General features: G+C 58.5%; 19 protein-coding genes and 1 pseudogene. 8 read left to right on the forward strand and 12 right to left on the reverse strand.

Annotated elements, in window-relative coordinates:
- Positions 1–106 precede the first annotated feature (106 nt).
- Together AB4O01_RS27775 and AB4O01_RS27780 are read left to right on the forward strand one after the other, a co-directional pair.
- A complete protein-coding gene (locus tag AB4O01_RS27775) occupies positions 107–718 on the forward strand; it encodes an RNA polymerase sigma factor (protein WP_093438125.1) in 612 nt (203 codons plus the stop codon).
- Positions 712–948, forward strand: coding sequence for an anti-sigma factor family protein (locus AB4O01_RS27780; protein ID WP_093438121.1), 237 nt, complete (start codon positions 712–714; stop codon positions 946–948). The genes AB4O01_RS27775 and AB4O01_RS27780 overlap by 7 nt, the downstream gene beginning before the upstream one ends.
- A 143-nt stretch (positions 949–1,091) precedes the next feature.
- Here the strand turns inward: AB4O01_RS27780 and AB4O01_RS27785 are convergent, their stop codons facing one another.
- A complete protein-coding gene (locus AB4O01_RS27785) occupies positions 1,092–2,414 on the reverse strand; it encodes a putative porin (protein WP_007914428.1) in 1,323 nt (440 codons plus the stop codon).
- A 282-nt stretch (positions 2,415–2,696) separates the two neighbouring features.
- On the opposite strand from AB4O01_RS27785, the gene AB4O01_RS27790 reads away from it, so the two are divergent.
- On the forward strand, positions 2,697–3,821 hold the full coding sequence (locus AB4O01_RS27790) for a GNAT family N-acetyltransferase (protein WP_460090143.1): 1,125 nt from the start codon (positions 2,697–2,699) through the stop codon (positions 3,819–3,821).
- 116 nt (positions 3,822–3,937) lie between these two features.
- Here the strand turns inward: AB4O01_RS27790 and aqpZ are convergent, their stop codons facing one another.
- The 5 genes from aqpZ to AB4O01_RS27815 all read right to left on the reverse strand — a co-directional run bounded on the left by aqpZ (position 3,938) and on the right by AB4O01_RS27815 (position 9,152).
- Entirely contained in the window at positions 3,938–4,630 is a 693-nt protein-coding gene (gene aqpZ / locus AB4O01_RS27795) for an aquaporin Z (RefSeq protein WP_093438113.1), read from the reverse strand.
- A gap of 296 nt (positions 4,631–4,926) precedes the next feature.
- The gene (locus AB4O01_RS27800; protein WP_093438109.1) at positions 4,927–6,759 is read right to left on the reverse strand and encodes an ABC transporter ATP-binding protein; all 1,833 of its coding nucleotides are present in this window, start codon (positions 6,757–6,759) and stop codon (positions 4,927–4,929) included.
- Between the two features lie 90 nt (positions 6,760–6,849).
- Entirely contained in the window at positions 6,850–7,407 is a 558-nt protein-coding gene (locus AB4O01_RS27805; RefSeq protein ID WP_034153204.1) for a peptidylprolyl isomerase, read from the reverse strand.
- 3 nt (positions 7,408–7,410) lie between these two features.
- Complete coding sequence (locus AB4O01_RS27810; protein WP_460090144.1) at positions 7,411–8,214, reverse strand: alpha/beta fold hydrolase; 804 nt, start codon at positions 8,212–8,214, stop codon at positions 7,411–7,413.
- Between the two features lie 14 nt (positions 8,215–8,228).
- A complete protein-coding gene (locus AB4O01_RS27815; RefSeq protein WP_007914443.1) occupies positions 8,229–9,152 on the reverse strand; it encodes a LysR family transcriptional regulator in 924 nt (307 codons plus the stop codon).
- A 49-nt stretch (positions 9,153–9,201) separates the two neighbouring features.
- On the opposite strand from AB4O01_RS27815, the gene AB4O01_RS27820 reads away from it, so the two are divergent.
- The 3 genes and pseudogenes from AB4O01_RS27820 to AB4O01_RS27830 all read left to right on the forward strand — a co-directional run.
- A complete protein-coding gene (locus tag AB4O01_RS27820; protein WP_095049282.1) occupies positions 9,202–9,516 on the forward strand; it encodes a 3-phosphoglycerate kinase in 315 nt (104 codons plus the stop codon).
- A gap of 230 nt (positions 9,517–9,746) precedes the next feature.
- Positions 9,747–10,346, forward strand: coding sequence for an FMN-dependent NADH-azoreductase (locus AB4O01_RS27825; protein WP_099758291.1), 600 nt, complete (start codon positions 9,747–9,749; stop codon positions 10,344–10,346).
- Positions 10,347–10,692: 346 nt separating this feature from the next.
- Positions 10,693–11,556: pseudogene (locus tag AB4O01_RS27830) on the forward strand (carboxylate/amino acid/amine transporter); the annotation flags it as partial.
- Positions 11,557–11,664: 108 nt separating this feature from the next.
- Here the strand turns inward: AB4O01_RS27830 and AB4O01_RS27835 are convergent.
- Entirely contained in the window at positions 11,665–12,963 is a 1,299-nt protein-coding gene (locus tag AB4O01_RS27835) for a mechanosensitive ion channel family protein (protein ID WP_093438086.1), read from the reverse strand.
- A gap of 191 nt (positions 12,964–13,154) precedes the next feature.
- On the opposite strand from AB4O01_RS27835, the gene AB4O01_RS27840 reads away from it, so the two are divergent.
- Entirely contained in the window at positions 13,155–14,495 is a 1,341-nt protein-coding gene (locus tag AB4O01_RS27840) for a DEAD/DEAH box helicase (protein WP_038358505.1), read from the forward strand.
- A gap of 53 nt (positions 14,496–14,548) precedes the next feature.
- Here the strand turns inward: AB4O01_RS27840 and AB4O01_RS27845 are convergent, their stop codons facing one another.
- From AB4O01_RS27845 to AB4O01_RS27860, 4 genes are all read right to left on the reverse strand, one after another.
- Positions 14,549–15,148: a hypothetical protein gene (locus AB4O01_RS27845; protein WP_460090146.1), complete on the reverse strand. Its 600-nt coding sequence runs from the start codon at positions 15,146–15,148 to the stop codon at positions 14,549–14,551.
- 12 nt (positions 15,149–15,160) lie between these two features.
- A complete protein-coding gene (locus AB4O01_RS27850; protein WP_460090148.1) occupies positions 15,161–15,745 on the reverse strand; it encodes a papain-like cysteine protease family protein in 585 nt (194 codons plus the stop codon).
- A gap of 262 nt (positions 15,746–16,007) precedes the next feature.
- Positions 16,008–16,283, reverse strand: coding sequence for a hypothetical protein (locus tag AB4O01_RS27855; RefSeq protein ID WP_093438074.1), 276 nt, complete (start codon positions 16,281–16,283; stop codon positions 16,008–16,010).
- Between the two features lie 107 nt (positions 16,284–16,390).
- Positions 16,391–17,125 (reverse strand): DUF899 domain-containing protein, encoded by a 735-nt coding sequence (locus AB4O01_RS27860; RefSeq protein WP_460090149.1) that lies wholly within the window; start codon positions 17,123–17,125, stop codon positions 16,391–16,393.
- 172 nt (positions 17,126–17,297) lie between these two features.
- Here AB4O01_RS27860 and AB4O01_RS27865 point away from each other — a divergent pair, with 172 nt between their 5' ends.
- Positions 17,298–17,690: a transcriptional regulator gene (locus AB4O01_RS27865; protein ID WP_093438066.1), complete on the forward strand. Its 393-nt coding sequence runs from the start codon at positions 17,298–17,300 to the stop codon at positions 17,688–17,690.
- A 121-nt stretch (positions 17,691–17,811) separates the two neighbouring features.
- Here AB4O01_RS27865 and AB4O01_RS27870 read toward each other — a convergent pair whose 3' ends face one another.
- Complete coding sequence (locus tag AB4O01_RS27870; protein WP_099758295.1) at positions 17,812–18,681, reverse strand: DUF6279 family lipoprotein; 870 nt, start codon at positions 18,679–18,681, stop codon at positions 17,812–17,814.
- Between the last annotated feature and the right edge of the window lie 70 nt (positions 18,682–18,751).

Consider the following 18,751-nt stretch of genomic DNA (forward strand, 5'->3'; position numbering starts at 1 on the left):
ACCTTTCCTACATCCGAATCGGCTCAAACGCTGTAATTTTTCGGAAATGGCGGCAGGTGAAGACCTGCCGCTATCATTTTCGGAATCGGCACAAGGAGATTTTTGGATGGCGGCTGACGACACCCAACTGCTTGCGCGCCTGCTGGCGGGTGAGCAAAAGGCTTTCAAGGAACTGGTGACGACGTATCAGAGCGCTATGCGCGCCGTGGCGTATGCGATTGTCGGCCAGCGTCATGTCGAAGAAGTGGTGCAGGACGCCTGGTTGTCGGTGGTGCGCCACATCGCCAGCTTCGAAGGCCGCTCCAGTCTCAAGACCTGGCTGTTGACCATCACGGCCAACTCGGCCAAAAGCCGTTATAAACAAAATCGCCGGGAAGTGTTGATGGATGATCTGCCGTCACCCCATGGCACGATCGACGATGACCGCTTTTCTCCCGGTGACGGCCATTGGCTGGTTGCCCCGTTCGCCTGGCATCAGGACACCCCGGAAGCCTTGCTGACCGAAGGTGAATTGCGTGACTGTCTGGAGCACACTCTGCTGAACCTGTCGGAACTGCAAAGCAGCGTTTTGTTGTTGCGCGAACGCCAAGGGCTGGAGCTGGAGGAGATCTGTAATCTTCTGGAGATCTCGCTCTCCAATGTCCGTGTGCTGCTGCATCGTGCGCGGCTGAAAGTCTTCGCGACCGTGGAGCATTTTGAGGAGACAGGGGAATGCTGACCTGTAAGGAACAAGTGGCGCGCTCCAGCGATTATCTCGATGGCCAATTGAGCTTTCGTGAAAAACTGATGGTGCGCCATCACCTGATGTTTTGCCCGAACTGTCGGCGTTTCATTCGTCAGATGCGTTTGATGCAAGCGACCTTGAAGGCGATGCCGGAGAAACCGGAAGAGGGTGTGGACGCGCTGGCTGAGCGTCTGGCTACGCAGAGGCGGGACGATAGCCCGTAAAAACACAGCCCGGTGCAGCGCCAGCGAACGGATGATGGGGATCGCTGTAACTGCACCGGGCTGCAGGAAAATCAGCTTCGATCGGCAAATCGCAAGGGGAGCTGTGACTTGCGGCTTGTCGCTCGAAGCTTGTAGCTGTTTTCTTAGAACTTGGCTTCCGCGTCCAGCTGCAAGGTGTTGGCGTCAGCGTCACGCTGGGTACGGCTGGCGAAGTCAGCCTTGGTCAGGAAGTACGTGGCACCGATAGCGAAGTTCTTGTCGATGTCGTAACCGACCTTGAACTTGTGGCCACGGGAACCGGTGGTGCCGTTGGCGAAGTCGGAGTCGGTGAAAGCGCCGACTACGGCGTTGCGCTGCACGTCACGATAGTTGTAATCGAGGTTCAGGCCGAAGACTTTCGACTTGGCACCCAACAGCCACGCGGTGTCCTGATCGGTCACGGCATCGTTGTTCTTCACGTACTGACCGTAGAACGACAGTGGCATTGGCAGACCGCCGATGTCGACCTGGCTGAAGCCTTCATACAGACGGAATTCGTTGTTGGCCGAGTTGCCGTTGACCGCCAGTGCGCACGGTGTGGAAGTGCCGGTGCAGCGGCTGTCTTCGTCGTTCTGGTAGGCATAGACACTACCGCCCAGAGTCACTTTCAAGTTGTCGGTGATGTTGAAGCGGCTACCCAACTGGCCGGCGGTCAGACGCAGGTCGTGACGGAATTGCACGCCATCGCCATCGACGTTGTCCTTGAGGTTGTAGTTACCCAGGCTGCCGAACAGTTCGGCGCTGCTGCCCAACGGGTATTTGTAGGTAACGGCCAGACCTTCCGGGTTGATGTCGCTATCCCAGATCACGTCGCCCATGCTGACCCACGGCTGGAGCATCTTGCCGCCGATAATGTGCAGGTTCTTGATCTGGTCAGGGTGGTAGTCGATGTAGCCCAGATCCAGCCAGATCTGCTTCTTGTCGAAGTAGTTGTCCTGGTCCTGGTTGGTCGAACGGGCATCATCGCCGCCGCCGGTGGCGATACGGATACCGGTGTCGACTTGCGGGTTGATTTCGGTGTAGGCACCCAGACGGGCGCGGATGCGCTGACGGTCCTTGTCGCGGCCACCGTTGTTCGGTTCGCCGTCGATCTTGATGGTCTCCTGACGGATACGCACATCGCCCTTGAATTGGGTCTTGGCTGCCCAGGCGAGTTTCTGGTCGAAGACGCTTTGTTCGTTGGTTTTCTTCGCAACAGCGGCGACTTGTTCGTTGGTCTCTTGCTGCGCCTGCTGCGCGATTTGCTGAGCCTTCTGATCCTTGGCCAGTTCAGTTTGCAGTTCGATGTACTGCGCCTGGGAAATGGAACCGTTAGCCTTGAGCATGTCGAGCAGTTTGGCGTCGACTGCAGCACTGGCCGGAACACTCATGGCCAGCAACAAGCCACCGCACAGGGCCGCCGCAGTTTTCGTGGAAGCAAGACGCATAGCAATCTCCGAAGATGAGAGGGGATGGCACAACCATCCGGGGCACAACCGACGATTCGAGCGTCGGAAAACAGTGTCCGGGTAGAACCCGGCGCTCTAAAAACAGGCGCCAGTATCGCGATGGTTTATGACAGAGCAGTGGCACAGTGATGGCAGGTTGATGACGATATCGATTTGTCCTGAACTATTGATCTAGAGCGCTGTCGGCCGATTGCGGGTGTGCAATGCCACGCAATCGGCGATACTCGCCGGGCGCTGAAGTCTTGTTGTGGAGAGCTGTCGATGCCGTTGCAATGCCTGCAAAACCTGTCGCAAATCGCTCCGGCAACCTGGGATGCGCTGGTGCCTGAAAGCCAGCCATTTCTGCGCCACGCTTTTCTCAGTGCACTGGAAGACAGTGGCAGCGTTGGCCCTCACACCGGCTGGCAACCTGAGCATTTGCTGCATATTGAAGATGATCGACTGATCGCCGCACTGCCCAGTTATCGCAAGTGGCATTCCTACGGCGAGTACGTGTTCGATCATGGCTGGGCCGACGCCTGCGCCCGCGCCGGCATCGATTACTACCCCAAGCTGTTGAGCGCCGTGCCGTTCAGCCCGGTCAGCGGCCCGCGCTTGTTGGCGGCCAATGTCGAAGACGGTTTCGAGCTGCTCAAGAGCCTGCCCGGTTACCTGGAAATCGAAGGGCTTTCCAGCGCGCACATCAACTTCACGGATCCTTTCACCGACGCTGCAATGGCCGAGCAACCAGGCTGGCTGCAACGTATTGGCTGTCAATATCACTGGCAGAATCGCGGGTATCGCGACTTTCAGGATTTCCTCGACGTACTCAGTTCGCGCAAGCGCAAACAGATGCGCAAGGAACGCGAGCAAGTGGCGGGGCAGGGGTTTGAATTTGAATGGCTGGAGGGGCGCGAGCTGGACGAGGCGCAGTGGGATTTTGTCTACGCTTGTTACGCCAACACCTATGCGGTGCGGCGCCAGACGCCGTATCTGACGCGGGAGTTTTTCAGTCTGCTGGCCGAACGGATGCCCGAGGCGATTCGCGTGGTACTGGCCAAACAAGGCTCACGGCCGGTGGCGATGGCCTTCAGTCTGGTCGGTGGCGACAGTTTCTACGGGCGCTATTGGGGCTGTCTGGCAGAGTTTGATCGACTGCACTTTGAGACCTGTTTTTATCAGGGCATGGATTACGCGATCGCGCAGGGTTATCAGCGTTTCGATGCTGGCGCTCAGGGCGAGCACAAGTTGATTCGTGGCTTCGAGCCGGTGATCACCCATTCATGGCATTACTTGCGTCATCCGGGGTTGAAAGCGGCGGTTAAGGATTTCCTGAAACAGGAACGCGCCGGCGTCCTCGCTTATGCCGAAGAAGCGAAAACCGCGTTGCCTTATCGCCAAACCTAGATCCCTTGTGGGAGCGAGCTTGCTCGCGAAAGCGGTGTTGCAGTGACATGGATATCAGCTGACACACCGCCTTCGCGAGCAAGCTCGCTCCCACATTTGTTTTGTGTATGCCTTGGCTACTCTTCTTTGCCCAACCAGCGATAGATCCCGCCACCGACCACCGCGCCAATCAACGGTGCGACCCAGAACATCCATAACTGCGCAATTGCCCAGCCGCCGACCATCAGTGCCGGTCCCGTGCTACGGGCCGGGTTCACCGAGGTGTTGGTGACGGGAATCGAGATCAGGTGAATCAGCGTCAGGCCCAGGCCGATGGCGATCGGTGCCAGCCCCGGTGGTGCGCGTCTATCGGTCGCGCCCAGAATGATGATCACGAACATCGCCGTCATCACCAGCTCGGTCACAAACCCTGCCGCCATGGAATACTTCCCCGGCGAATGCTCACCATAACCATTGGAAGCGAGGCCTGCAGCGATATCGAAACCCTCCTTGCCGCTGGCGATATGCGCGATCAGCGCCGCCGCGAGAATCGCGCCAAGCACCTGCGCGATGATGTAGGCGGGCAACTCTTTGGCCGGAAACCGACCGCCGACGAACAGACCGACCGACACGGCCGGGTTTAGGTGACATCCGCTGATGTGACCGATGGCGAATGCCATGGTCAGCACCGTCAGACCAAACGCCAGGGCCACCCCCAGCACCCCGATTCCCAACGGTGAAGACGCGGCGATCACCGCGCTGCCGCAACCACCCAATACTAACCAGAACGTACCCAACAACTCAGTGACTGAACGTTTGAACAGAGACATGAGAGGCGTCCTTGATAGCCCTGCTATCGAGACTGCATCGAGTTGTGCATCCCTGCAGATTTACGACAGGTTTCGTACCGAAACCTTGGCTGAGTACAGCAGGCTTTCTGCGAATTTCCAGCAGCCACAAAAAAACCGCCAGCGCCCTTGGTTTGCGGGCTGTGGCGGCCTTGTGAGCTGTTGCATGTCCATTGTGGGAGCGAGCTTGCTCGCGAAAGCGGTGGATCAGCAACGCAAGTGGCGACTGATACGACGCTTTCGCGAGCAAGCTCGCTCCCACAGGGAAGTCCAGTGCATCAATCTATGCCGACAAACCCTCCGGTCTGGTGCGCCCAAAGTCGTGCATACAGACCGCGATGGGCCAACAGCTCGGCATGGGTGCCGCTCTCGGCAATCTTGCCGTTCTCCAGCACCACCAGCCGATCCATACGGGCAATGGTCGAGAGTCGGTGCGCAATCGCGATGACAGTTTTGCCCTGCATCAGGGTTTCCAGGCTTTCCTGGATCGCCGCCTCGACTTCCGAATCCAGTGCCGAGGTCGCTTCGTCCATGATCAGGATCGGCGCGTCCTTGAGCAACACTCGCGCAATCGCGATGCGCTGGCGTTGGCCGCCGGACAGTTTCACCCCGCGCTCACCGACGTGCGCGTCAAACCCGGTGCGCCCTTCGGCGTCCGACAGCAGCGGAATGAACTCATCGGCGCGCGCTTTGTGCACCGCGTCCCATAACTCGGCATCGGTCGCATCCGGTTTGCCGTACAGCAAGTTGTCGCGGATCGAACGGTGTAGCAGCGAGGTGTCCTGGGTGATCATGCCGATCCGTGCACGCAGGCTTTCCTGACCGACTTCGGCGATGTTCTGGCCATCAATCAGAATCCGCCCACCCTCGACGTCGTACAGGCGCAGCAATAGATTGACCAGCGTCGATTTGCCGGCGCCGGATGGCCCGATCAAACCGATTTTCTCACCCGGTTTGATATTCAGATTGAGATCGCCGATGATCCCGCGCTTCTTGCCGTAGTGAAAATCCACGTGCTCGAAACGCACTTCGCCACGGGCCACTTCCAGCGGTTTGGCTTGCTCGTGATCGGTGACGCTGACCGGTTGCGAAATGGTCTGTAAGCCGTCCTGGACCATGCCGATGTTTTCGAAAATGCCGGTGACCACCCACATGATCCAGCCGGACATGTTGACGATGCGAATCACCAGACCGGTTGCCAGGGCAATCGCCCCGACAGTGATCAGCGATTGCGTCCACAGCCACAAGGCCAGGCCTGTGGTGCCGACGATCAACAGGCCGTTCATGGTGGTAATGGCGATGTCCATGCTGGTCACAACGCGGCCCGCCAGTTGGGCTTTTTCGGTTTGTTCTTCGATTGCTTCGCGGGCGTATTGCTGCTCGTAATTGGTATGGGCGAACAACTTCAGGGTGGCGATATTGGTGTAACCATCGACGATCCGCCCCATCAGTTTGGAGCGTGCATCGGAGGACACCACCGAGCGCTCCTTGACCCGCGGCACGAAGTAACAGAGCGCGCCAATGTAAGCGGCGATCCACGTCAGCAACGGAATCATCAGGCGCCAGTCCGCCTCGGCGAACAGCACCAGCGAGCTGATCGCGTAGATCAGCACATGCCACAACGCATCCACTGCTTGCACCGCAGAGTCACGTAGCGAGTTGCCCGTCTGCATGATGCGTTGGGCGATACGACCAGCGAAGTCATTCTGGAAAAAGTTAAGGCTCTGCTTGAGCACGTAGCTGTGGTTCTGCCAGCGGATCATGCTGGTCATGCTCGGGCTCAGGGTCTGGTGCACCAGCAGGTCGTGCAGGCCGACAAAGACCGGGCGCAAGATCAGCGCGACCACGGCCATCCAGGCCAATTCCAGGCCATGCTCCTGAAAGAAATTCGGATTCGGTGCACCTTGGGCGAGGTCAATGATGCGACTGAGGTAGCTGAACAACGCCACTTCGATCAAGGCGCCGAACAGTCCGACGGTGAGCAGGGCGGCAAAACTCGGCCAGACCTGCTTCAGGTAATAGGTGTAGAAGGGCAGCACGCGATCCGGCGGGGATGCCGTGGGGGCGTCGCGGAACACGTCGATCAGTTGTTCGAAACGGCGATAGAGCATCAGATAACCGCCCGGGGAACGGGCTCTCCTTTTATCGGTGTGAGCGGCGCGCGGGATCAGGCCAGCGCCGCTCGATACGCCCTGTACAGCTTAGTCGATGACTTTGGCCGACTTGATGAAGACAGGGTCGGAAGGCACATTTTGCATGCCTTGTTTGGTGGTGGTCGGCGAGTTGACGATGATGTCAACGACGTCCATACCTTTGACCACTTTGCCGAATACTGCGTAGCCATCGCCCTGGTCGAGGAAGTCGTTGTCCTTGACGTTGATGAAGAACTGGCTGGTCGCCGAATCAGGTACGGAAGTGCGAGCCATGGACAAGGTGCCACGAACGTTAGCCAGACCGTTTTTGTGTTCGTTCTTGATTGGAGCCTTGGTTTCTTTCTGCTGCATCTGTTGAGTGAAACCACCGCCCTGGACCATAAAGCCCGGGATCACACGGTGGAAAATCGTGTTGTTGTAGAAGCCGCTGTTGACGTAATCGAGAAAGTTCTTGGTGCTGATCGGTGCCTTGACCGGATCCAGTTCGATTTCGATCTGGCCGTTGGTGGTGTCCAGCAGCACGTGCGGTGCCTTGGCTGGCGTGGCAGCCATCAGGTTGGCGGCAAACAGCACAGTACCAGCGGCGAGGGCGAGTTTTTTCAACATGGGTCAGTGATCCTGAGATTGAATATCGGCTGCGGCGAGAAACTCCAGCAGCGTTTGATTGAAACGTTCGGGTTGATCGAGCGGGGTGGCGTGGCGCGAATCGGCGATCACCACCAGCCGCGCATTCGGCAGCAGTTTTACATAGGTTTCTTTCAGTGCCACCGGTGTGTAGTCACGGTCGGCGCTGATGACGAGCGTTGGACAGGACACTCGGGAAAGTCGTTCCTGAACGCCCCAGCCAACAATCGCATCGAAGCTGGCGAGATAAGCACGTTTGTCGTTTTTTGCCCAGCGTTCGGCCATTTTCTGTCGCAGATCCGCCTGTTCCGGTTTCGGAAAAAGTTTACCGCCGAGGGCTTTGCCGATGGTCGCGAGGCTCAGCAGTCGCATCAGGCTCCAGCGTTTGAACCACTGCCAGTAGTCGTCGCGGCTGCGGATTTTGACCTCGGGCGCACTGTTGACGATGGTCAGGCTCTTGAGCTGGTCAGGATGATCGACGCCGAACTGGAAGCCGATCATGCCGCCCATCGACAGCCCGACGTAATGCACCGGGCCGAGGTTCAAGTGCTCGATCAACGCCAGCAGGTCGTTGCTGAAACCGGCGATGCTGTAGCGCTCGCGCGGTTTGTCCGAACGCCCGTGGCCCCGAACATCCGGGACGATCACCCGATAGTGCGCGGCCAGCGCCGGGATCTGCATTTCCCAATCCAGCGTGCTCGAACCGAGCCCGTGAACCAGCAGCAACGGCGTACCGTGGCCATATTCCTCGTAGTGCAGGTTGCAACCTTCGTGCTCGAAATACGCCATCGGTGAACTCCGTGTCAGGCTTGTTCAGGGGCGGCGAACGGTGCGTCCAGCGGCAAGGTGTCGAAGGTGCGCAGCAGTTCGATGAGGATTTGCGTGGCCGGGCCCAAGGGTTTGTCCTTGTTCGAATACAGATAGAAGCTGGAGTTGCGGTTACCGCCCCTGTCCAACGGTAGCAGCTTGAGCGAGCCATCCTTCAGCTCTCGTTCAATCATGTGGCGAGGCAGCCAGGCAAAACCGAGGCCGCTGCTGACGAACGTGGCCGCCGTGGCGAGGCTGCCAACGGTCCAGCGCTGTTCGGCGCCGAGCCAGCCGACATCCCGTGGTTGCTGGCGGCCGGAGTCGCGGATCACCACTTGCATCTGGGTTTCCAGATCCTGAAAGCTCAGCTCACGGTTGAGCCGGTGCAGCGGGTGATCGGGGTGGGCGACGGCGACGAATTCGACGTCGCTCAGTTCCGCACCAAGGTAACCGGGAATGCTCAGGCCGGTGATGGCCAGATCGGCCACGCCTTCGAGCAGCACTTCTTCGACACCCGACAACACTTCCTCACGCAAACGCACGCGGCAGCCGCGACTCTGCGGCATGAACGCGGTCAGCGCGCGGACGATGCGTGCACTCGGGTAAGCAGCGTCGACCACCAGCCGCACTTCGGCTTCCCAGCCTTGCTCCATGTGATGGGCGAGGTCTTCCAGTTGGCTGGCCTGTTTCACCAATTGTCGCGAACGACGCAGCAACACGCCGCCGGCTTCGGTGAGCACGGCTTTGCGCCCGTCGATCCGCAGCAACGGCACGCCGAGCTGGTCCTGCATGCGGGCGACGGTGTAACTCACCGACGATTGCGAACGGTGCAAGGCCTCGGCGGCCTGGGCGAATCCGCCGTGGTCGACCACGGCCTGCAATGTTCGCCATTGATCAAGGGTCACGCGGGGCGCTTTCATCAATAGCTCCTCTTGTCCTAAGCTGGCCGTCCCTCATGGAGACTGCCGAATGAAAAAATTCTGTTGTGTGCTGCTGGCGCTGCTTCCGCTGACTGCTTTTGCTTACCCGATCGATGTGCAGAAGGATCTCAACGGCATGAAGATCGATTACGAGACCTTCGACACCGATAACGACATCGGCTCCATCCGGGTGGCTAACTACGGTGACGTCGATGCGGCCTGCAAAGCGGTGTTCAGCAATGGCCCGGAAGCACCGCGCACCCGCACGATCGAGGTACCGGCCGGCAAACATAAAAACGCCACGGCCAAGTTCACCCGCGAGATCATCAAGCTGCGCATCAAACTGACCTGCACCCCGAAATAACGGTCGATCCCTTGTAGGAGTGAGCCTGCTCGCGATAGCGGTGTGTCAGATACATCTGTGTTAACTGACACACCGCTATCGCGAGCAGGCTCACTCCTACAAGGTGTGTGTCAGCATCTAAACGAATTATTCGATGCTTTGCAGCAATTATTTGCGCTTTTTCATCGATTCGACTCTGTTTAACCTTCACTCCATCGACCTACAACATTCTCGGATGGAGGCTACACACCATGTCCCGCGTTCTGATCATCGAAAGCAGCGCCCGCCAGCAAGACTCGGTTTCCCGTCAACTGACCCAGACTTTCATCAGTCAGTGGAAAGCAGCGCATCCCAACGATCAGATCACTGTGCGTGACCTCGCCGTGAACCCGGTGCCACACCTGGACAGCAATCTGTTGGGTGGCTGGATGAAGCCTGCCGATCAGCGCAACGCCAACGAGCAATCGTCGCTGGATCGTTCCAACGAATTGACCGATGAGTTGCTCGCCGCCGACGTACTGGTGATGGCCGCGCCGATGTACAACTTCGCCATCCCGAGCACCCTCAAGGCCTGGCTCGACCACGTGCTGCGTGCCGGCGTGACCTTCAAGTACACCGAAACCGGCCCCCAAGGCCTGCTCAGCGGCAAACGTGCCTACGTGCTCACCGCTCGCGGCGGCATCTACGCCGGCGGCCCGGCCGACCATCAGGAACCGTACCTGCGTCAGGTCATGGGCTTCATCGGCATCAACGACGTGACGTTCATTCACGCCGAGGGCATGAACCTCGGTGGCGACTTTCAGGAGAAGGGCCTGAATCAGGCCAATGCCAAGCTGTCCCAGGTCGCTTGATAGGTTAATCCCCAGATAATCGCCGATTGTTTAAGTGACCTGGCGCAACCCCTTCAAGGCTCTACGCGCATCGAACCTCCCTTTGCACTTGTTGCTCCTGAGTGCTGTAGCCCGATTGAACGCATTAGCGAGATCGGGCTTTTTTTTGTCTGCGATTTGATGAACAACGCAATTTCCCTTGTAGGAGTGAGCCTGCTCGCGATAGCGGTGTGTCAGTCAATGCTGATGTGTCTGAACAACCGCCATCGCGAGCAGGCTCACTCCTACAGGGGATTTGTGTTGTTCGAGGGTTCGCGGTCTGGCGCAAAAACCGCTATCGTCGCCGCCATTCAAATTAGGGGCGAGCATGGGCTATCTACTTTTTGTCACGCTGATCCAGGCGTTTTCCTTCAGTCTGATCGGCGAATACCTGGCCGGTCACGTCGACAGTTATTTCGCGGTGCTGGTGCGCGTGGTGCTGGCGGGGCTGGTGTTCATTCCGTTGACCCGCTGGCGCTCGGTCGAACCTTCGTTTATGCGCGGCATGCTGATGATCGGCGCCTTGCAGTTTGGCGTAACTTACGTCTGCCTCTACCTGAGCTTCCGCGTGCTGACGGTGCCGGAAGTGTTGCTGTTCACCATCCTCACGCCGCTGCACGTGACGTTGATCGAGGATGCGCTGAACCGACGCTTCAACCCGTGGGCGCTGATCGCCGCGTTAGTGGCGGTGGGCGGGGCGGCGGTGATTCGTTTCGACAGCATCAGCCCGGACTTCTTCATGGGCTTCCTGCTGCTGCAACTGGCCAACTTCACCTACGCCGCCGGGCAGGTGATGTACAAGCATCTGGTGGCGAAACACCCGAGCGATCTACCGCACTATCGGCGTTTCGGCTTCTTCTACCTCGGCGCGTTGGCGGTGGTGTTGCCGGCATTCCTGATGTTCGGCAAAGCCAATTTCCTCCCGGAAGCGCCGTTGCAGTGGGGCGTGTTGCTGTTCCTCGGCCTGGTCTCGACCGCGTTGGGCATGTACTGGTGGAACAAGGGCGCGTGCATGGTCAACGGCGGCACGTTGGCGGTGATGAACAACCTGCATGTGCCGGTGGGGTTGCTGCTGAATCTGCTGATCTGGAATCAGCATGAGGAACTTGGAAGATTGTTCCTCGGTGGCAGCGTCATCCTTGCCGCCGTATGGATCAGCCGACTGGGCATCCGAAAAAAACGGTCGCTGCATAACCCCTGTGGGAGCGAGCCTGCTCGCGAAGGCGCTGGGTCAGATAAGTATGGGTCGACTGACACATTGCATTCGCGAGCAGGCTCGCTCCCACATTTGATCTTTGGGTTACATGAGGTGTTTCTGTGGTTCGGGAATGCTCGCCGCGCCGAGCACCGCCGGCAGCAGGCCAGAGCGCAAATCCCCACCACTCGGCTGCTGATACAGACTCAGCCCGAACTCCGGCAACACCGCCAGCAGATAATCGAAAATATCGCCCTGAATCCGCTCGTAATCGGCCCACACCGTGGTGCGGGTGAAGCAGTAAATCTCCAGCGGAATACCCTGCGCCGTGGTCTGCATCTGCCGGACCATGCAGGTCATGTTCGGCTGAATCTCCGGATGACTCTTCAGATACGCCAGCGCATAGGCGCGGAACGTGCCGATGTTGGTCATGCGCCGACGGTTAGCCGACATCGCCGCGACATTGCCCTGCGCCTCGTTCCACGCCTTGAGTTCGGCTTTCTTGCGGCTCATGTAGTCGGTGAGCAGGTGCACCTGGGAGAGCTTTTCCTCTTCGTCATCGCGGATGAAACGCACACCGCTGGCGTCGATGAACAGGCTGCGCTTGATCCGCCGCCCGCCGGACTGCTGCATGCCGCGCCAGTTCTTGAACGACTCGGACATCAGCCGCCAGGTCGGGATCGAAACGATGGTCTTGTCGAAGTTCTGCACCTTGACCGTGTGCAGGGTGATGTCGACCACATCGCCGTCGGCGCCGACTTGTGGCATCTCGATCCAGTCACCCACGCGCAACATGTCGTTGCTGGTCAACTGCACACTGGCGACAAACGACAGCAGGGTGTCCTTGTAGACCAACAGAATCACCGCCGACATTGCACCCAGACCGGAGAGCAGCAACAGCGGCGAACGGTCGATCAATGTGGCGACGATGATGATCGCGCCGAACACGTACAAAACCATTTTTGCCAGCTGCACGTAGCCTTTGATCGAGCGCGTACGCGCATGTTCGGTACGCGCATAGATGTCGAGCAGGGCATTGAGCAGAGCGCTGACCGAGAGCAGCAGGAACAGAATGGTGAACGACAACGCGACGTTGCCGAGAAAGGTCATCGCGGTTTTGTTCAGTTCCGGCACCAGATGCAGGCCGAACTGGATGACCAGCGATGGCGTCATCTGCGCCACACGCTGAAACACCTTGTTATGGCGAAAGTCATTGATCCAGTGCAACGCCGGCTGGCGTCCGAGCATGCGGCTGGCGTGCAGGATCAGGTAACGCGCCACTCGTCCGAGCACCAGTGCGATGACCAATAGCACGGTCAGTGCGAGGCCAGCCTGCAAGAACGGATGCTGTTCGAGGGTGCCCCAGAGGTCTTGGGCGTTGTGCCAGAGCTGTTTGAAATCCATATGAGCAACGATTCTTCTGTAAGACGCGATGGGCGATTAGAGCATTTAAGACGCCGTGTATTACCGTTGAAGACAAATCGAGCAACAAAAAAGCCACTGATTACGTCCGTTTGTATAAAGAAACTCGGCCTGAGCGCTCGAAACCGGTAACCTATGCAGCTGTTTTTTTGCATATCTTCGAGGTAGCACCCGTGTTTTCCCAATTCGCCCTGCACGAACGCCTGCTTAAAGCTGTGGCCGAGCTGAAATTTGTCGAGCCAACGCCTGTGCAAGCCGCGGCCATCCCGCTGGCGCTCCAAGGGCGTGATCTGCGGGTGACGGCGCAAACCGGTAGCGGCAAAACCGCCGCTTTCGTACTGCCAATCCTCAATCGCCTGATCGGCCCGGCCAAGGTTCGCGTCAGCATCAAGACGCTGATCCTGCTGCCGACTCGCGAGCTGGCCCAGCAGACGCTGAAGGAAGTTGAGCGCTTTTCGCAGTTCACTTTCATCAAGTCCGGCCTGATCACCGGCGGTGAAGACTTCAAGGTCCAGGCCGCGATGCTGCGCAAAGTGCCGGACATCCTCATCGGCACCCCGGGCCGGATGATCGAGCAACTCAACGCCGGCAACCTCGACCTCAAAGAAGTCGAAGTGCTGGTGCTCGACGAAGCTGACCGCATGCTCGACATGGGCTTCGCCGAAGACGTACAGCGTCTGGTTGACGAATGCCCGAACCGTCAGCAGACCATGCTGTTCTCGGCCACCACCGGTGGTTCCGGCCTGCGCGAGATGATCGGCAAGGTACTGAACAACCCTGAGCACTTGCAGCTCAACGCGGTCAGCCAGCTGAACTCGACCACCCGTCAGCAGATCATCACCGCCGACCACAATCAGCACAAAGAGCAGATTGTGAACTGGCTGCTGGCCAACGAGACCTACCAGAAGGCCATCGTCTTCACCAACACCCGCGCCATGGCCGACCGCATCTACGGCCGCCTCGTGGCTCAGGAATACAAAGCGTTCGTGTTGCACGGCGAGAAAGACCAGAAGGATCGCAAACTGGCGATCGACCGTCTGAAGCAGGGCGGCGTGAAGATTCTGGTCGCCACCGACGTCGCGGCCCGTGGTCTGGACGTTGATGGCCTGGATCTGGTGATCAACTTCGACATGCCACGCAGCGGCGACGAATACGTGCACCGCATCGGCCGTACCGGTCGTGCCGGCAACGACGGTCTGGCGATCTCGTTGATCTGCCACGGCGACTGGAACCTGATGTCGAGCATCGAGCGCTACCTGAAGCAGAGCTTCGAGCGCCGCACCATCAAGGAAGTCAAAGGCACCTACGGCGGACCGAAAAAGGTCAAGGCCTCGGGCAAAGCCGTTGGTGTGAAGAAGAAAAAGACCGACGCCAAGGGTGACAAGAAGAAAACTGCCGCCAAGACGCCGACCAAGCGCAAGAGCGTCAATCGTCCGAAGCCTGACTCGTTGGTGAGCAGCGACGGCATGGCACCGCTCAAGCGTCGCAAGCCAGCAGAGCCTGCGGCTGAGTAAGGCGTTTCAAGCGTGCATAAAAAACCCGGACAGTGTCCGGGTTTTTTCGTCCATCAGTTGCCGAGCTGACCACTGGTGTCGGCATCAAAGCGCCGTTTGGCTTGATCGGCCGCCGGCTTCAATGCTGCGAGCAAGGCTGCCTCGCTGTACAACCGCGTGACCGCCAGCTCCTTCGGCGTCGGCTCGATCGGGATCAGCACGTCCTCACCGTCGGCGTGCAGCCAGATTGCGACAACGTGCAGTGCCGAGACAAACAGCACGCGCAGCTCAACGGTTTTACCCTGCAATTGCGGCGCTTGTTCCGCCAGTTTCAGCGCAGCCACCGTCGCGGCGGCGTGATCGCCGTGATTCAGCGAGGCGAACTCGACATGCCCGCGCACCTCGGCCAGTTGCGCATCGGCAATCGTCACGCCGTCGGCAAACACCAGGTAATGCCAGTCGCCGAGGCGGGCGTCTTTCAGACCTTTGCTTTGGCTCAGGTCTTCCAGATTCAGCGAGTAGCCGCGATAGGCCTCGCTGAGGCTGATCTTCGCAGGTGCTGCGTTGGCGAATTGGCGATTGGCGCCAAAGCCTTGGGTTTGCAGTGCCGCTTGCAGCGCCGGGCGCAAGGTCTGTACGCCGTTGGAAGGCGCCTTTGGATAAGTCAGTTGCATGATCTCGCCCTCCTAGTTTTTCACGGTGAAGTAAGTGTGGGTCCAGTTGCCGCCGCCGTTGTAGGCGCGGGGGAACGCGTTCAGCGCGCGGGTCGAATAGCCGTAGATGGAGTCTGCAACCAATACGTAATCGCCGTTGGTGCCGTAGATCGTCAGGAAGTGCGCACCACCGCCGTACCAGGCGCAGCGCAGTCCGACCGGGCGGCCCATGCTGATCTGGTTACGGATGGCCGACATCTGCAGCGAGCCCTGATTCATGCCGTTGTAGCTGCGAGTGGTTTGCAGAGCGGAATCCAGATAGCCGTAGACGTTGCACGGCCCCGGCTGATTGCAGCAATTGCGGTCCAGTTGGGTGCTGGCCACGCCGCACTGCGTCCAGTTGCCGGTGCCGTAATAGTTGCCGACCGAAGCGGACACGGCGGCCCAGCACCAGTTGGTCTGGGTCTGTTTCTGCATATTGAAGTTAAGGCTGCCAGCGGCGCGGGCGCTGAGCTGTTCAGCGGCTTCGACTTCGGCGAGTTGCGGGTCGCGCAGGTGACCGGCCAGGCACCTTGGCAGTGATTCGCCGGTGAATTGTGTTGCTGCTGTTGTTAACATTTTTCAATCCTCCATGAGTGAAAACAAGCGTCCAGCTTGTGTGGGTGTTGCGGTGTTGCCGAGCGATCGGTGTTCACGGGTTGCCATGTCATATGGCGGGTTCCGATCTCGTTGCTCGATGTAACCGTAGATGTGGATATGCGTTAATGCAAATAAATAAATGCATTAATGCATTTCCATAAGCAAAAGATCGCAGCCTTCGGCCGTTCCTACAGGGATCGATGTAGGAGCTGCCGCAAGCTGCGATCTTTTGATCTGGCTTTTAGCTTTCCGCTTTTTTCTCCGCCGTGCCCAACTCTTTCAACCGCTGATCAATCAACTGACATTTATCCGGCAGATCGGCACTGGCCGTGCCCAGATCCATCTTCTGCAACTCGGCGTTGATCTCCTTGGCCTTGGCCGGATTCTGTTCGGTGAGCTTGGCGACTTCCTTGGCCAGTTGTTCGCGCTTTTCGGTGGCTTCCTCCGGCGTGCAGGCCCAGACGGGCAGGGCGCAGGCCAAGGTGGCGGCGAGGGTGAGCTTGATCAGGGTTTTCATGGGCAGGCCTCAGTTCCGGTTAAGGCGGGTTAACCGGTTGAGCGGCGAAACTGGCGAAAAGTTCAGACTCTATGGGCGCGAGCAAGCTCCCTCCCACAAAAAGGCTTTCATTTACCGTGGCAGCAACTGGATTTTGTCGCTAGCTCATAGCGATCGTGATGCCGCACCCACTCCATGATCTCGTCTTCATTCCTGCCCTTGGGCGTGAGGTCGAGGTAGTTATAGGCGCCGACCAGCATGTCGAGACCGCGAGCGTAGGTCGAGTAGGTGTGGAAAATCTCCCCGGCCTCATCGCGATAAAACACACTCAACCCCGGCATTTCCTCCTCAGCACTGTCAGTCTTTTCGTAGTTGTACGTAGCCTTTCCCGTCGCGACATCCTCAGCCCGGGCACAAACGCCGAAGTCATAATTGAAGTCGCAACCCTCTGACGACACCCAGTCAAACTTCCAGCCCATCCGTTGTTTAAACGCCTGGAATTCGTTGAAGGGCGCATGGGACACAGCGACCACGGCGATGTCGTGATGGGCCAGATGCTGGTTAGCGCCATCAATGTGGTCACTGAGGAACGAGCAACCCTGACAACCTTCCTCCCAGTCCTTGGCAAACATGAAGTGGTAAACCACTAATTGACTGTTTTTGCCAAACAGGTCAGCCAATTTCAACTCGCCGTTCGGACCCTGGAAGTGGTAGTCCTTGTCGACCTTCACCCATGGTAAGGCTCGACGCTCGGCGCTGAGGCGATCGCGTTCTTTGGTGAAAGCTTTCTCATGGGCCAGATGCTGCTTACGGGCGGCGAGCCATTCTTCGCGCGATACCACCGGATGATTCTCAACGTTCATGATGATTTCTCCTGCGGGGTTGAAGCCTGTTTCAGACTAGTCGTTTAACCCTGCGCAGGATCGACAGACCGCCGGTCGGTCGCTGCGGGAAATGCGGCTGAACGGCTGCGAGCCACTCCGGTCACAACCTATGAACGCGCCATAAATCACGCGCACCGGAGGTTGTATCAGGATGACGAAATATAATTGGGATTTGATTGAACGCTTGCTGCATGAAGTGCAGAACAGTGCCGGCCACAGTTTTGCCCCTCGAGCCTACGCCGAAGACTATGCGGCGGCGAAAGCCAGCGCCGGCGAGCCGATCGAGAATCTGGATCATCTGAAAACGCTGGCCTGCGATTATGAACGGTTGCTGCTGTTGCGCGGCTACATCGCACCGCGTCCGGATGAGGAGGGCAGCACGGGAAACAATTTTGTTCTGACGCCTCGCGGTTCCAGCCTGCTGAGCCTGATCGACAGCAGTATTCCTGGCAACGATCACCCGCGTCAGGTGCTGGATGAGCAAGAGGATGCGCTGGCCGAGGCGACCTTTGAGGAAGTGGCGTCTAAAGCCCAGATCGCCTGAGTTTACGCAGATCCCCTGTAGGAGTGAGCCTGCTCGCGATAGCGGTCTTCCAGTGACATCAATGTTGACTGGAAACCGCTATCGCGAGCAGGCTCACTCCTACAATTGGATGTAGGTGTCTTCAGGTTTTTTGCGCGGCCTTGAGGCATTTGAGCTCGTTGAAGTCTTTGCGCACTCCTTCGATTTTCTTTAACAACCGCTGACGCTGTTGCGGCGTACTTTCGGCCATCAAGTCCACCGCCAGAGAGCGTCCCTGCGCTTCAGTTTCGGCGAAGGCCTTGCGGTAATCGGCTGTCCATAAACTCTCGCGATTGACCAGAAGCGTCTCGATTCTCTGTGGGAATTCGGGACTTTTGCGTTGTGCGACAGCTGCACTGAATTGCTTCTGCCAATGGGCGCGATTGGCGATCCATTGGGTGTACTGATCGCCCAGCGCGGTCGACCACGCCATGACCCGCTGTTCCTGGGTGGCGCTCAAGGGGCCGAGCCAGTCGTTCAGGCGTTTGACCATGCGCGCGCCACGTTCGGCAATTTGCTGATCAAGCGGTGGTTTCAGGTATTCCTGCTGACGCTTGCGCAAATCCTTGGCAAACGCGTCATTCATCTCGGCGACCTGTTTGTCATCCAGCCCTTGCAGCAACTCGATCGCCGACGGGGTGATCTCTCGAGCGGTTTCGGCAATGGCCTGCTTGGCTTCCGCAGTGCGCGCCTGTAACGCGGCATCGGTGACCTGATTGGATTCGACCATGGTCTGCAGGCGATCAAGCCAGTCCAGATAGCCCGGCAATTGCGTGGTGCAATGCCAGCTCAGGTGGTCCTTGAGGCGTTCGTTGAACCAGTCTTTCTGCTCGCCGTTCATGTCCAGATAGTCGCTGAGCGTCCATGGAATGATCACGTCGAGGTTGCGATAGGCCAGGCCGACACGGCTGCAGGCGCCGAGGGCGAGGGTGAAGATCAGTAGCGCGGCGATGTGTTTGAACCAGCGAGACATGGGCGAATCCTTGCGTGAGCCTGGCTTCGAGGAACTGATTCCTATGTGAACGCAGAATGAACCCGGCAGT

The organism is Pseudomonas sp. S2_E02 (assembly GCF_054668355.1).

Coding starts and splice junctions, on each gene's coding strand:
- AB4O01_RS27790 (WP_460090143.1), top strand. CDS start 2,697: ATGCCGTTGCAATGCCTGCAAAACCTGTCGCAAATCGCTCCGGCAACC.
- AB4O01_RS27845 (WP_460090146.1), bottom strand. CDS start 15,148: ATGCAACTGACTTATCCAAAGGCGCCTTCCAACGGCGTACAGACCTTG.
- AB4O01_RS27780 (WP_093438121.1), top strand. CDS start 712: ATGCTGACCTGTAAGGAACAAGTGGCGCGCTCCAGCGATTATCTCGAT.
- AB4O01_RS27820 (WP_095049282.1), top strand. CDS start 9,202: ATGAAAAAATTCTGTTGTGTGCTGCTGGCGCTGCTTCCGCTGACTGCT.
- AB4O01_RS27855 (WP_093438074.1), bottom strand. CDS start 16,283: ATGAAAACCCTGATCAAGCTCACCCTCGCCGCCACCTTGGCCTGCGCC.
- AB4O01_RS27870 (WP_099758295.1), bottom strand. CDS start 18,681: ATGTCTCGCTGGTTCAAACACATCGCCGCGCTACTGATCTTCACCCTC.
- AB4O01_RS27850 (WP_460090148.1), bottom strand. CDS start 15,745: ATGTTAACAACAGCAGCAACACAATTCACCGGCGAATCACTGCCAAGG.
- AB4O01_RS27785 (WP_007914428.1), bottom strand. CDS start 2,414: ATGCGTCTTGCTTCCACGAAAACTGCGGCGGCCCTGTGCGGTGGCTTG.
- AB4O01_RS27815 (WP_007914443.1), bottom strand. CDS start 9,152: ATGAAAGCGCCCCGCGTGACCCTTGATCAATGGCGAACATTGCAGGCC.
- AB4O01_RS27775 (WP_093438125.1), top strand. CDS start 107: ATGGCGGCTGACGACACCCAACTGCTTGCGCGCCTGCTGGCGGGTGAG.
- AB4O01_RS27810 (WP_460090144.1), bottom strand. CDS start 8,214: ATGGCGTATTTCGAGCACGAAGGTTGCAACCTGCACTACGAGGAATAT.
- AB4O01_RS27805 (WP_034153204.1), bottom strand. CDS start 7,407: ATGTTGAAAAAACTCGCCCTCGCCGCTGGTACTGTGCTGTTTGCCGCC.
- AB4O01_RS27800 (WP_093438109.1), bottom strand. CDS start 6,759: ATGCTCTATCGCCGTTTCGAACAACTGATCGACGTGTTCCGCGACGCC.
- aqpZ (WP_093438113.1), bottom strand. CDS start 4,630: ATGTCTCTGTTCAAACGTTCAGTCACTGAGTTGTTGGGTACGTTCTGG.
- AB4O01_RS27865 (WP_093438066.1), top strand. CDS start 17,298: ATGACGAAATATAATTGGGATTTGATTGAACGCTTGCTGCATGAAGTG.
- AB4O01_RS27835 (WP_093438086.1), bottom strand. CDS start 12,963: ATGGATTTCAAACAGCTCTGGCACAACGCCCAAGACCTCTGGGGCACC.
- AB4O01_RS27860 (WP_460090149.1), bottom strand. CDS start 17,125: ATGAACGTTGAGAATCATCCGGTGGTATCGCGCGAAGAATGGCTCGCC.
- AB4O01_RS27825 (WP_099758291.1), top strand. CDS start 9,747: ATGTCCCGCGTTCTGATCATCGAAAGCAGCGCCCGCCAGCAAGACTCG.